The 14,064-nt window shown below is 62.6% G+C and carries 8 protein-coding genes; 6 read left to right on the top strand and 2 right to left on the bottom strand.

Going from position 1 to position 14,064, the window contains the following annotated elements:
- Nucleotides 1-188 precede the first annotated feature (188 nt).
- Complete coding sequence (gene mapR, locus ACYAR8_RS00005) at nt 189-1,628, bottom strand: GntR family transcriptional regulator MpaR (RefSeq protein WP_074883291.1); 1,440 nt, start codon at nt 1,626-1,628, stop codon at nt 189-191.
- Between the two features lie 234 nt (nt 1,629-1,862).
- Here mapR and ACYAR8_RS00010 point away from each other — a divergent pair, with 234 nt between their 5' ends.
- Entirely contained in the window at nt 1,863-2,408 is a 546-nt protein-coding gene (locus ACYAR8_RS00010; protein ID WP_463578674.1) for an MgtC/SapB family protein, read from the top strand.
- A 234-nt stretch (nt 2,409-2,642) separates the two neighbouring features.
- Here ACYAR8_RS00010 and ACYAR8_RS00015 read toward each other — a convergent pair whose 3' ends face one another.
- Complete coding sequence (locus tag ACYAR8_RS00015; protein WP_175514129.1) at nt 2,643-2,819, bottom strand: hypothetical protein; 177 nt, start codon at nt 2,817-2,819, stop codon at nt 2,643-2,645.
- A gap of 340 nt (nt 2,820-3,159) precedes the next feature.
- Between ACYAR8_RS00015 and ACYAR8_RS00020 the strand changes: the two genes are divergently transcribed.
- From ACYAR8_RS00020 to ggt, 5 genes are all read left to right on the top strand, one after another.
- Nucleotides 3,160-5,196: an alpha-1,4-glucan--maltose-1-phosphate maltosyltransferase gene (locus ACYAR8_RS00020; RefSeq protein ID WP_463578675.1), complete on the top strand. Its 2,037-nt coding sequence runs from the start codon at nt 3,160-3,162 to the stop codon at nt 5,194-5,196.
- Between the two features lie 16 nt (nt 5,197-5,212).
- A complete protein-coding gene (gene treS / locus ACYAR8_RS00025) occupies nt 5,213-8,533 on the top strand; it encodes a maltose alpha-D-glucosyltransferase (RefSeq protein WP_463578676.1) in 3,321 nt (1,106 codons plus the stop codon).
- Between the two features lie 2 nt (nt 8,534-8,535).
- Nucleotides 8,536-10,785 carry a 1,4-alpha-glucan branching protein GlgB gene (gene glgB / locus ACYAR8_RS00030; RefSeq protein ID WP_463578677.1) on the top strand — a complete coding sequence of 750 codons (2,250 nt, stop codon included), beginning with the start codon at nt 8,536-8,538 and terminating at the stop codon, nt 10,783-10,785.
- 382 nt (nt 10,786-11,167) lie between these two features.
- The gene (locus tag ACYAR8_RS00035; protein ID WP_074883305.1) at nt 11,168-11,851 is read left to right on the top strand and encodes a TIGR04211 family SH3 domain-containing protein; all 684 of its coding nucleotides are present in this window, start codon (nt 11,168-11,170) and stop codon (nt 11,849-11,851) included.
- Nucleotides 11,852-12,310: 459 nt separating this feature from the next.
- Entirely contained in the window at nt 12,311-14,038 is a 1,728-nt protein-coding gene (gene ggt, locus ACYAR8_RS00040) for a gamma-glutamyltransferase (RefSeq protein ID WP_463578678.1), read from the top strand.
- Nucleotides 14,039-14,064: the final 26 nt, after the last annotated feature.

A 14,064-nucleotide genomic window follows, 5' to 3' on the forward strand; every position in this document is an offset into this window, starting at 1 on the left:
CGCTGCCGCGCGGGGGTGCGCCCCCCCGCCCCCCACCCCCCCCCCCCCCCCCCCCCCCCGCGCCCCCCCCCGCCCCCCCCCCCCCCCCCCCCCCCCCGCTCCTACGGCCTTCGGCCAGAATCAAAAACCATCATCGCGGCGCCACCACGTTCCTGCCCTGAACCTGTCGCGATCCTGATAGCGATGTCCTAACCCGCCATCATCGAGCGAATGATCTTCCCCAGGGTCTCCATCGCCCGTTCAGGGGTTTCGCCCCACGGGCTGCCGTAGTTCAGGCGGATGAAGGGCTGGAAGCGCCGCGTTGGCGAGAACATCGGGCCGGGGGCGATGCTGATGCCCTGGGCGAGGGCGGCCTGGAATACCTTCAGCGAGTCGATCTGTGCCGGTAGCTCAACCCACAGGAAGTATCCGCCAGTGGGCTGGCTGACACGGGTCTGCGCGGGGAAGTACCGGGCGATGGCGCCAAGCATGGCCCGCTGCTGGTCTTCCAGGCTGTGGCGCAACTTGCGCAGGTGCCGGTCATAACCGCCGTGCTGCAAGTAATCGGCGATGGCGGCCTGTGCCGGCATCGAGGCGCACAGCGAAGTCATGATTTTCAGCCGCTCGACTTTCTGCGCATAACGCCCGGCAGCGACCCAGCCCACCCGATACCCGGGCGCCAGGCTCTTGGCGAACGAGCCGCAATGCAGGACCAGACCTTCAGTGTCGAACGCCTTTGCCGGTTTCGGCGCGTGCTGGCCGTAATACAACTCGGCGTACACGTCATCCTCGATCAGCGGCACCTCGTGCTCGCGCAGCAACTCCACCAGCGCCCGTTTGCGCGCCTCAGGCACGGTTGCGCCGGTGGGATTCTGAAAGCTGGTCATGCTCCAGCAGGCCTTGATCGGGTATCGCTCGAGCGCCTGCTCAAGCACTGCCAGATCAATGCCCTGTTGCGGGTGCACCGGGATTTCCACCGCCTTGAGCTTCAGCCGCTCGAGCACTTGCAGGCAGGCGTAGAACGCCGGCGCCTCGATGGCCACCAGATCACCGGGCTCGGTCACTGCTTGCAGGCACAGATTCAAGGCCTCAAGGGCGCCGTTGGTGATCAGCAGTTCGTCCATGGGCAACATCTGCCCGGCGACCATGTAGCGCAGCGCGATCTGCCGGCGCAGGGCCGGATTGCCGGGCGACAGGTCGCTGACCACCATGCGCGGGTCCATGTCGCGGGTGGCACTGGCCAGGGAGCGGGCCAGGCGCTGCAAGGGGAACAGCCCGGCGCTGGGGAAGGCGGAGCCGAACGGCACGGTGTTCGGGTCCTTGATGGATTCCAGCACCGAGAACACCAGCTCGCTGACGTCGACTTCGGTGGATTCGCTCAGCGCCGGCGCGGGACGCACATCCTGCTCTGTGACGTCGTCACTCAGGCCTTGCAGGCGGACGCTGTCGTTGACGAAATAGCCGGAACGCGGCCGCGCCCGGATCAGGCCTCGACGTTCCAGCAAGTAGTAGGCCTGGAACACCGTCGACGGACTGATCCCATGGGTCTGGCTGGCGTAGCGCACCGACGGCACGCGCTGACCCGCAGCCAGCACCCCGGTGCGAATCAGCTCGGCAATGTCATCGGCAAACTTTTCATAACGCTTCATGATGGGCTCGTGCTGAGTGGCTTCTGTGGCGCAGCAGCCATGCAGTGCCGGCCGGCGGGAAAGGAGGTTGGGCCGGGGGCAGGGGCGGAATATGCCCGCTGCCTGCGGATTAGTACAGATGCAGATTCGCGCACAACAACCGGATCAACCGCTGAGTCTCGATGTGGGCCTCCTGCACTCTCGGCCGCTGCTGCGGTCCATACCGCACTTACGCACAATGAGGGGAATGCGCTGATGAATGCCTGGTGGGAAGAAGTCGTGGAGACGCTGCAGGCCGAGTTCTCTGATATCACCGATGCCGGGCAGATCACCCGAGTGACCATACGCCTGGTTATCGCGGCGCTGCTGGGCGGGATTCTGGGTTTCGAGCGGGAGCACAAGGGCAAGGCAGCCGGGGTTCGAACGCACATGCTGGTGTGCATGGGCGCTGCGCTGTTTGTGCTGGTCCCGCGCATGGCCGGTGCCGACGACGCAGCACTCAGCCGGGTGGTGCAGGGCATTGTGGCGGGGATCGGCTTTCTCGGCGCGGGGACCATCCTCAAGGGCGACGCGCTCAATGCCACTCAGGTGAAGGGCCTTACCACCGCGGCGGGATTGTGGATGACCGCGGCCATTGGCATTGCGGCGGGGATGGGCAGGGAGATGACGGCGGTGCTGAGTACAGTGCTGGCCCTGGGCATCTTCAGCCTGATGCCACGGATTGTCAGACGCTTTGAATCGGCAGAAGAACGGGCAAAGGATCCGGCCCGGAGCACCGGTGGCGACGCCCAGGAGCCTTGAACCAGCGGTCATTTGAGGGGGCGACGGCTGACGCTTTCCCGCCTGGAGCCGGTTCCACCAAGAGCCAGCGTTGGGTTAGTGATTCTGGTGTCGATCCCACTGACGCGAAGCATTTGTGAGTGGGACCGGCTTTAGCCGGGAAGAGGCCAGTTGGCGCACCCTCAACATCCCGGCATGCTGTCTCTAAGCTGCCCGGCTAAAGCCGGTCCTACAACACCGCGTCGGGTCAGTGAATCACTCTGGAAACTTATCATCCAGAATCGCCGGGGGCTCACCGCTCGGCGGATCACCCACGGGTGGTTCGATCACCGGCGGCATGAGCGGGGAAGGTGGCTCCTCGGGCTTTGGCACCGGCAATTCAGGATCGTCTATGTTCGGATCGGGCGTTTCTGCGGGAACGGGAATGCTCATGGTCTTCGCTTCCTTGGGTTCGTCGAGAGGGGCGTGCCAGGTGACGTTGCATCACACCCGCCATCACGCAAGCATGTCGACCCCATCGCGGTGACAATGATTCACTCAATCGGCGTGGAGACCGCGTTACGGCGCAGCCCCTGGCCTGCCATTATCCGCGCGGTGACTTGGTCAAACGTCACGCAAGCTGTTTGAACTTTTGCCCGAGGCTGGCGTTCGGAACCTATGCTGCCACGTCCGGATGAGTTGATCCCGTGGCTCTCTCTTATGTTATGGACAAAGACGCTGAAGCAATGGGCGCCCCACAGCGGGCGTCCCTGGGCGTGAGGAGTGATGCTCGATGAATGATACTGCTGATCAGCCGTACGGCCCGGATTCCCTGGCCAACGATGTTCTCCACTCTATCCACCCTATACCCCTGACCCAAGCCCTGCAGTTGCCGCGCATCGTGATCGAGGACACCCAACCGGTGATCGATAACGGTCAGCTGGCCGCCAAGGCCGTTGTCGGTCAGCCGGTCACGGTCACCAGCAAAATCTACGCGGACGGCCACGACAAGATGGCGGTGCGCATCGTTTATCGCGCCGTCGACCAGGAAGAATGGCAGTCCGTGCCCATGCGCGAGCTGGGCAACGACAGCTGGATTGGCGAATTCACCCCGCCGACCTTCACCCGCTATATCTACCGGCTTGAAGCCTGGATCGATCAGTTCGGCAGCTACCGCTACGAGCTGGAAAAGAAGTACGCCGCCGGCGTGACCATCGATCTGGAGCTGGAAGAAGGGCGCCTGCACCTGGTGCACGCCGCCGAGCGCAGCATCCTCGAATTGCGCGGCCAGCTCGACAGCCTGATCAAGCGCTTCGGCGAGGCTGCGGACAACGAGGCCAAAGTCGCACTGTTGTTGAACAGCGAAACCGCCACCGTCATGGCCAAGGCGGACAACCACGCGTTCCTCAGCCGCAGCCTGGAATTCCCGCTGGACGTCGAGCGTGAACTGGCCCAGTTCGCCAGCTGGTACGAGCTGTTTCCACGCTCCATCACCGATGACAAAAAGCGCCACGGTACCTTCAAGGACGTTCACACGCGCCTGCCGATGATCCGCGACATGGGCTTCGACGTGCTGTATTTCCCGCCGATCCACCCGATCGGCCGCGCCCACCGCAAAGGGCCTAACAACTCCCTCACCGCAGGGCCGGATGACGTCGGCAGCCCCTACGCCATCGGCAGCGCTGAAGGCGGGCATGACGCCATTCACCCGCAATTGGGCACCCGTGAAGACTTCCGCGAGCTGGTGGCCGCTGCAGCCGAGCATGGCCTGGAAATCGCCCTGGATTTCGCCATTCAGTGCTCCCAGGACCACCTGTGGCTCAAGGAGCACCCGGGCTGGTTCTCGTGGCGTCCGGACGGCACCATCCGTTACGCGGAAAACCCGCCGAAGAAATACCAGGACATCGTCAACGTCGATTTTTATGCGCCGGACGCGATTCCAGGCCTGTGGACCGAGCTGCGTGACGTGATCCTCGGCTGGGTGAACGAGGGCGTGAAGATCTTCCGCGTCGACAACCCTCACACCAAGCCGCTGCCGTTCTGGCAGTGGATGATCGCCGACGTGCGCAGCAAGCACCCGGAAGTCATGTTCCTCGCTGAAGCTTTCACAAAGCCGGCAATGATGGCGCGCCTGGGCAAGGTCGGTTATTCCCAGAGCTACACCTACTTCACCTGGCGCAACACCAAGGCGGAGTTGAGCGAGTATTTCACCCAGCTCAACGAGTCGCCGTGGCGCGAGTGCTACCGGCCGAACTTCTTTGTCAACACGCCGGACATCAACCCGCCGTTCCTGCACGATTCGGGTCGCCCGGGCTTTCTGATCCGCGCGGCGCTGGCGACCATGGGGTCGGGTTTGTGGGGCATGTATTCGGGCTTCGAGCTGTGTGAAGCCGCGCCGGTGCCGGGCAAAGAGGAATATTTGGATTCGGAGAAGTACGAGATTCGTCCTCGTGACTTCACCGCACCCGGCAACATCATTGCCGAGATCGCCCAGCTCAACCGCATCCGTCGCCAGAACCCGGCGCTGCAGACCCATCTGGGCCTGAAGGTCTACACCGCGTACAACGACAACATCCTGTACTTCGGCAAGCGCACGGCGGACGGCAGCAACTTCATTCTGGTTGCTGTGAACCTTGATCCGCGCAACGCGCAGGAAGCGCACTTCGAACTGCCGCTGTGGGAAATGGGCCTGCCGGACGACGCCGCTACGTTGGGCGAAGACCTGATGACCGGGCATTCCTGGACCTGGTACGGCAAGACCCAGTTCATGCGTCTGGACCCGTCCTACCAGCCGTTCGGCATCTGGCGCATCAAGGCCACAAACCAATAATTCAAAGGATGTGGTCATGGCAAAGAAACCCCGCAACGCTGCCTTTATCGAAGACCCGCTCTGGTACAAGGATGCGGTGATTTACCAGGTCCACGTGAAATCGTTTTTCGATTCCAACGACGATGGTATCGGTGACTTCCCCGGCCTGATCGCCAAGCTCGACTACATTGCCGCGCTGGGCGTCAACACCATCTGGCTGCTGCCGTTTTACCCGTCGCCGCGCCGCGATGATGGCTATGACATCTCCGAATACCGGGGTGTGCACAGCGATTACGGCACCATGGCCGATGCCAAGAAGTTTATCGCCGAGGCGCACAACCGCGGCTTGCGGGTGATCACCGAGCTGGTCATCAACCACACCTCGGACCAGCACGCGTGGTTTCAGCGCGCGCGGCATGCCAAGAAGGGTTCCAAGGCGCGGGAGTTCTACGTCTGGTCCGATGACCCGCAGAAATACGACGGCACCCGGATCATCTTTCTCGACACCGAGAAGTCCAACTGGACCTGGGACCCGGTCGCCGAGCAGTACTTTTGGCACCGTTTCTATTCCCACCAGCCGGACTTGAACTTCGATAATCCGCAGGTGATGAAAGCGGTGATCGAGGTCATGCGCTACTGGCTGGACATGGGCATCGACGGCTTGCGTCTGGACGCGATTCCGTACCTGATCGAGCGTGACGGTACCAACAACGAAAACCTGCCGGAGACCCACCAGGTCCTCAAGCAGATCCGCGCCGAGATCGACGCCAACTACCCCGACCGCATGTTGCTGGCCGAGGCGAACCAATGGCCGGAAGACACCCAGCTGTACTTCGGTGACCGCAAGGGCAAGGACGGCGACGAATGCCACATGGCGTTCCACTTCCCGCTGATGCCGCGCATGTACATGGCGGTGGCTCAGGAAGACCGTTTCCCGATCACCGACATCCTGCGCCAGACTCCGGAAATTCCGGAGAACTGCCAGTGGGCGATCTTCCTGCGCAACCACGATGAACTGACGCTGGAAATGGTCACCGACCGTGAGCGTGATTACCTGTGGAACTACTACGCCTCGGACCGCCGCGCGCGGATCAACCTGGGCATTCGTCGTCGTCTCGCGCCGTTGCTGGAACGTGACCGCCGGCGCGTCGAGCTGCTGAACAGCATGCTGCTGTCCATGCCTGGCACGCCGACCCTGTATTACGGCGACGAAATCGGCATGGGCGACAACATTTACCTCGGTGACCGCGACGGTGTGCGCACGCCGATGCAGTGGTCGATCGATCGTAACGGCGGCTTTTCCCGCGCCAACCCGGCAAGCCTGGTGCTACCGCCGATCATGGACCCGCTGTACGGTTACCAGTCGGTCAACGTCGAGGCGCAGGATCACGATCCGCACTCGCTGCTGAACTGGACCCGGCGCATGCTCGCCGTGCGCCGGCAGCAGAAAGCCTTCGGCCGCGGCACCCTGAAAATGCTCTCGCCGAGCAATCGCCGCATCCTGGCCTACACCCGCGAATACACCGGGCCGGACGGCAAGACCGAAATCATCCTCTGCGTCGCCAACGTCTCGGCCGCCTCCCAGGCCGCCGAACTCGAACTGGCGCCATACGCCGGGACAGTGCCGGTCGAAATGCTCGGCGGCAGCGCCTTTCCACCTATTGGCCAGCTCAATTACCTGCTGACGTTGCCACCCTATGGCTTCTACTGGTTCTTGCTGGCCGCGGAGAATCAAATGCCCAGCTGGCACGTTGAACCGGCTCAGAGCATGCCGGACTTCCCGACTCTGGTGCTCAAGCAGCGCCTGGAAGAATTGCTCGAAGAACCCCTGCGCCAGACCATGGAGCAGCAGTCGCTGTCCGTCTACCTGCCGAAACGTCGCTGGTTCGCGGGTAAAGGCACGGCCATCGACAGCATTCACATCGCCTACGCCGTGCGCTTCGGCTCCACGGTGCGGCCGGCGTTGCTGAGCGAAATCGAAGTCACCTCTGGTGGCGAAACGGTGCGCTACCAGTTGCCGTTTGGCCTGTTGCCGGAAGACGACATCAGCAGCGCCTTGCCCCAACAGTTGGCCCTGTCCCGCGTGCGGCGTGGACGTCAGGTCGGCTTGATCACTGATGCGTTCACCCTTGAGCCGTTCATTCGCAACGTCATCAAAGGCATGCAGGACAACACCGTGCTGGCGACGCCGGACGGTGAGCTGCAATTCCAGAGCACCTCGCAATTGGCGCCGCTGGGTCTGAACGAAGACGCCGAAGTGCGTTATCTCTCGGCCGAACAGTCCAACAGTTCGGTGGTGGTCGGCAAAAAGCTGGTGCTGAAGATGATTCGCCGTGTGGCGGCAGGTACCCACCCGGAACTGGAAATGGGTGCGTACCTCACCGAAGCCGGCTACCCGCACATCTCGCCGCTGTTGGGCGCGGTCGTGCGCGTCGACGGGCAGGGCGAGAAAAACCTGCTGATGATCGCTCAGGGTTACCTGAGCAATCAGGGCGATGCGTGGGAATGGACGCAGAACAATCTCGAACGCGCCGTGCGCGATCACATGGCCCACGGTCAATCGTCGCTGGAGCAGCAAGCCAACGCGCTGATCGAACTGAAAGACTTCGCCGGCCTGCTGGGCCAGCGTCTGGGCGAGATGCACGTGATCCTCGGCGCGCCAACGGATAACCCGGACTTCAAAACCGAAGTCACCAGTGTCAAGGACAGCGAGGCCTCGGCGAAGAGCGTTTCGGCGCAGATCGAGCGCGCCTTGCAGCTGCTTGAACAGCACCGTGACTCCCTGGAAGCCCAGGACCAGCAGCTCATCACTGAACTGCTGGGCAAACGCAAAGCGTTGCTGGCTCAGGTCAAAACCCTGGCGAAGCAGTCGGTCGGCGGCTTGAGAATGCGCGTGCACGGCGACTTGCACCTCGGGCAGATGCTGGTGGTCAAGGGCGATGCCTACCTGATCGACTTCGAGGGCGAGCCGGCACGTCCGCTGCAGGAACGTCGCGCCAAGTACAGCCCGTTCAAAGATGTCAGCGGCGTGCTGCGCTCCTTCGACTACGCTGCGGCGATGGCCATGCGCAACGCGCAAAGTGCCGACACCTCGGTGCAGGCTGAAACGGCACGCCAGCAAGTGGCCGAGACGTATTTGCTGCAGGCGCGGGAAGCCTTCCTCGACGGCTACCGCAAGGCCACCGTCGAAGTGGGTCACGACTGGAAAGATGCCAAAGGTGAGGCGGCCGCGCTGGCGCTGTTCACCCTGGAAAAAGCCGCTTATGAAGTGGCCTACGAGGCCGAGAATCGCCCGACATGGTTGTCGGTTCCGCTTCAAGGCTTGCGCGGGCTTCTAGACCTGTCTGATGGAGAATGAAAATGAGTGCCTCTGACCAATTCGGTAACGGCAACCACGCAATATTGCCCAGCGCCGTCGACCTGGATGCGCTGATCCGCGCGGAGCACCGCGACCCGTTCTCGATGCTCGGCCCCCACAGCGATGGCGCTGAAGGCCAGGTAATCCGCGCCTATCTGCCCAATGCACTGGCCGTGCGCGTGCTTGCTCGCGATGGCGAACGTGACTTGGGCGAGCTGAGCATGACCGACAAGCCGGGGTTCTTTGCCGGCCACTTTGCGGTGCGCGAGCCCTACCTGCTGAAGATCTCCTGGGCCACCGGCGAGCAAATCACCGAAGACCCGTTCAGCTTCGGCGAGCAGCTCGGCGAGATGGATTTGTACCTGTTCGCCGAGGGCAACCATCGTGACCTGAGCAGCGCGTTGGGCGCACAGGTGAAGAACGTCGACGGTGTCGATGGCGTACGTTTCTCCGTGTGGGCTCCGAATGCCCGCCGTGTCTCGGTGGTGGGCGATTTCAACAGCTGGGACGGCCGTCGTCATCCAATGCGCCTGCGTCACCCGACGGGCGTGTGGGAAATCTTCATTCCGCGTATTGGCCCGGGAGAGGCGTACAAGTACGAGATCCTCGGCCAGCACGGCGTTCTGCCGCTGAAAGCCGACCCTATGGCCCTGGCCACCCAACTGCCGCCGGCTACGGCGTCGAAAGTCGCTGCGCCGCTGGACTTTGACTGGCAGGACAGTGACTGGATGCAGTCCCGTGGCGACAAGCACGACATCCACCAGCCGCTGTCGATCTATGAGCTGCACGCAGGCTCGTGGAAGTGGCATCACGGCGGCGATGACGAGCCCGATCGCCCGTACAACTGGCGCGAGCTGGCCGATAACCTGATCCCTTACATCAAGGATATGGGCTTCACCCACATCGAGCTGATGCCGATCATGGAACACCCTTTCGGCGGTTCGTGGGGTTATCAGGTGCTGTCGCAGTTCGCACCGAGTGCCCGTTATGGCAAGCCGGAAGACTTCGCCGCATTCGTCGATGCCTGTCACCGCAACGACATCGGTGTGATTCTTGACTGGGTGCCTGCGCACTTTCCGACGGATGCACACGGTCTGGCCCAATTCGACGGCACTGCGCTGTACGAATACGCCAATCCCCATGAGGGCTTCCATCAGGACTGGAACACGCTGATCTACAACCTTGGCCGTACCGAAGTCCACGGTTTCATGATCGCGTCCGGCTTGCATTGGCTGAAGCACTTCCACGTCGATGCGTTGCGCGTGGATGCGGTGGCCTCAATGCTGTATCGCGACTATTCCCGCAACGCCGGGGAGTGGGTGCCGAACCGTTACGGCGGCCGCGAAAACCTGGAGGCGATCGACTTCCTGCGTCACCTCAATGACGTAGTGGCGATCGAAGCGCCGGGCGCGCTGGTCATCGCCGAGGAATCGACCTCGTGGCCGGGTGTTTCGCAGCCGACTCAACAGGGCGGCCTGGGCTTCTCCTACAAGTGGAACATGGGCTGGATGCACGACACGCTCAAGTACGTCGAGCAGGACCCGATCCATCGCCAGCATCACCATTCTCAGCTCAGCTTCGGCCTGGTTTACGCATGGTCCGAGCGCTTCGTGCTGCCGATTTCCCACGACGAAGTGGTCCACGGCAAGCACTCGCTGATCGACAAGATGCCCGGCGACCGCTGGCAGAAATTTGCCAACCTGCGCGCTTACCTGTCGTTCATGTGGACGCACCCGGGCAAGAAGCTGCTGTTCATGGGCTGCGAGTTCGGTCAATGGCGAGAGTGGAACCACGACACCGAGCTGGACTGGCATTTCCTCCAGTACGCCGACCACAAGGGCGTGCACACGCTGGTCAGCGACCTCAACCGGTTGTATCGCACTGAAAAGGCGCTGCACGAGCAGGACTGTCAGCCCCAGGGTTTCCAGTGGGTCATCGGTGACGACGCCGGCAACAGCGTCTACGCCTACCTGCGCTGGAGCAAGGAGGGCGAACCATTGCTGGTGGTCGCCAACCTGACGCCGGTGCCGCGTGAGGCCTATCGCGTGGGCGTTCCGTTCAGCGGCAACTGGGCCGAGCTGTTCAACAGCGACGCCGATATCTACGCCGGTTCCAACTTCGGTAACGGCGGCGGTGTGCGCACCGACGACCTCAAGAGTCATGGCCAGGCGTTCTCGCTGTCCTTGAACCTGCCGCCGTTGGGCGTGGTGATCCTCAAACCGACGGTGGAGCAACTGCAACAGGAGGGGTGATTCCCCCCGCCAGACTGTTGTGAACCTTGTGGGAGCGAGCTTGCTCGCGAATCGTCTTTACCCGGCGGCTCTGTCGGCGGGTCGGGGCATTCGCCAGCAGACTCGCTCCCACTGTCGTTTCAGCCATTCCGACACGCGTTGTGGGGCGTTTCCCGGACGAATGTCATCCCTCGCTACTGAACCTGACATCTTTTCAATGGTCTGTTGACCACTGCGCGCGCAGTACGCCCGGGTCACGACTTTGGGCGTCCGGCTGAATTTCGCCCGCGCCAGATGCCTTTTCCAGCAGTTGCAGTGCGTTGTTCGTGCTGTCCGACCAGGCGTGATTCCCTTGCATGCGGCCCGCCCACCGGCCTTCTTTTCAATTTGTCGAAGATTAACCATGCCTATTTCTCCCTCCGATGCTTCCCTTCGCTTTTCCACCGTGTCGGGCGTTCGACGCCGTTTGCTCAACGCCGGCGTGCTGACCACCTTGTTGACCGCAGGCTTTGCCAGCCCCTTGGCACTGGCCGAAACCACGAGCAAGGATCGCTGGGTCAGCGACACCCTCAGCACCTACGTGCGCAGTGGCCCCACCGACGGCTACCGCATCGTCGGCACCCTGAAGTCCGGGCAGAAAGTGGAGCTGATCAACACCCAGGGCGATTACAGCCAGGTGCGCGGCAGCGCCGGCGACAACGTGTGGATTCCCACCGCTGACCTGCAGGAAGTGCCAGGCCAGGCCGAGCGCTTGCCGCAATTGACGCAGAAAGCCGCGGACCTCAGCGCGCAGCTGAAGACCATCGACGATGACTGGAAGACCAAGGTTCAGGGCATGCAGGAAACCCTGGAGTCGCGCAAGAAGCTGGTCGACGAGCTCGAAGCGCGGACCAAGGACTTGAACGCACAGCTAGCCAGCGCCCAGTCGGACTTGCGCACGACCCAGGCGAAACTGGGTGACGAGAACAATCAGGTGCTGATGCGCTACATGGTCTACGGCGGCAGCATCGCCGGCGCTGGCCTGCTGCTGGGCCTGATCCTCCCGTCCCTGACCAAGGGCCGCAAGCGCAACGACCGGTGGTTCTGAACCGAGCCGCCTGTGCCAGTTGCGGGCTAAACAGGCTTCTACAGTTGGAGCGCGCTTGCCCGCGAAGACGAAGTTGCATTCAGTATGTTGTCGCCTGAAACACCGCGCCCACTGTAGGAGCCGGCTTGCTGGCGAATGCATTCTTTCAGATCAAGGTGTGCAAAATGGCACACCGCCTTCGCGGGCGCCCGGGCGCCACACCCCCCCCCCCCCCCCACCAAACCCCCCCGCCCGCCCGCGAACGCGATCTTCCAGATGACGCAGCGCAGGATGACCCACCGCATTCGCCGGCAAGCCGATATCTGCACTGCTAAATCTCGGGGAAACGCACCTTGGGCCCGGTGTTCATCTGACCGGGATTCCCGGCAATCACTGGCAACTTTCCCCGCATGCGCTATTTTAGTGCGGGCACCTTCTGCCCACCGTTTTCCCCATCACAAGAAAAAGAGAATTCCGCCCATGAAGTTCGAACCCTTTGCCCAGTCGCTCGTTGCGACGGCGCTTATCCTTGGTCTGTCCTGCGCTCACGCCGCTTCCGTGGCGCCGGCCGCCGCTGAAAACGGCATGGTCGTGACCGCCCAGCACCTGGCCACCCACGTCGGCGTGGACGTGCTCAAGTCCGGCGGTAACGCGGTGGATGCGGCCGTTGCCGTGGGCTACGCGCTGGCCGTGGTCTATCCGGCTGCCGGCAACCTGGGCGGGGGCGGTTTCATGACCATCCAGTTGGCCGACGGGCGCAAGACCTTCCTCGACTTCCGCGAAAAAGCCCCGCTGGCGGCGACCGCCAACATGTACCTGGACAAGGACGGCAATGTCGTACCGGACCTGAGTTCCAAGGGGCACCTGGCCGTCGGCGTCCCCGGCACCGTGTCCGGGATGGAAATGGCGCTCAGCAAATACGGCACCAAAAAGCGCGCGGAAGTCATTGCGCCGGCGATCAAGCTCGCTGAAAACGGCTTCGCCCTGGAGCAAGGCGATGTCGACCTGCTCGGCACCGCCACCGACGAATTCAAGGCCGACGCCAAGGACCTGGGCACGATATTCCTGAACAAGGGCCAGCCACTGCAGGTTGGCGACACCCTTGTGCAGAAAGACCTCGCCAAAACCCTCAAGGAAATCTCCGCAAAAGGCAGCGACGGTTTCTACAAGGGCTGGGTGGCCAAGGCGATCGTCGATTCCAGCCAGGCGGGGAAGGGCATCATCACCCAGGCCGATCTGGACAAATACGCGACCCGCGAACTGGCGCCGATCGAGTGTGATTACCGCGGCTACCACGTCGTGTCGGCGCCGCCTCCGAGCTCCGGTGGCGTGGTCATCTGCGAGATCATGAACATCCTCGAAGGCTATCCGATGCAGGAGCTGGGCTATCACTCCGCCCAGGGCCTGCATTATCAGATCGAGGCCATGCGTCATGCCTACGTCGACCGCAACAGCTACCTGGGTGACCCGGACTTCGTCAAGAATCCGATCAGCCATCTGCTCGACCGCGACTACGCCGCCAAGCTGCGCGCCGCCATCGAACCGCAGAAGGCCGGGATCTCCCAGAACATCAAACCCGGCGTTGCGCCCCACGAAGGCAACAACACCACGCACTATTCCATCGTCGACAAATGGGGCAACGCGGTGTCTGTCACCTACACCCTCAACGACTGGTTCGGTGCAGGCGTGATGGCGAGCAGTACCGGTGTAATCCTCAATGACGAGATGGACGACTTCACCTCCAAGGTGGGCGTGCCGAACATGTACGGCCTGATTCAGGGCGAAGCCAACGCCATCGCGCCGGGCAAGTCGCCGCTGTCATCGATGAGCCCGACCATCGTTACCAAGGACGGCAAGACGGTGATGGTGGTGGGTACCCCGGGCGGCAGCCGGATCATTACTGCCACCCTGCTGACCATGCTCAACGTCATCGACTACGGCATGAACATCCAGGAAGCGGTCGATGCGCCTCGTTTCCACCAACAGTGGATGCCGGAAACCACCAACCTGGAAGCCTTCGCCGTCAGCCCTGACACCCAGAAGATCCTCGAAAGCTGGGGCCATAAGTTTGCAGGTCCCCAAGACGCCAACCACCTGGCCGCGATCCTCGTCGGCGCGCCGTCCCTGGGTGGCAAGCCAGTGGGTAATAACCGTTTCTACGGTGCCAACGATCCACGTCGCAGCACGGGGTTGTCGCTGGGCTATTAACCCAGACGGGAAACGATTCACCGGAT

It is taken from the genome of Pseudomonas sp. HP_01, assembly GCF_055284355.1.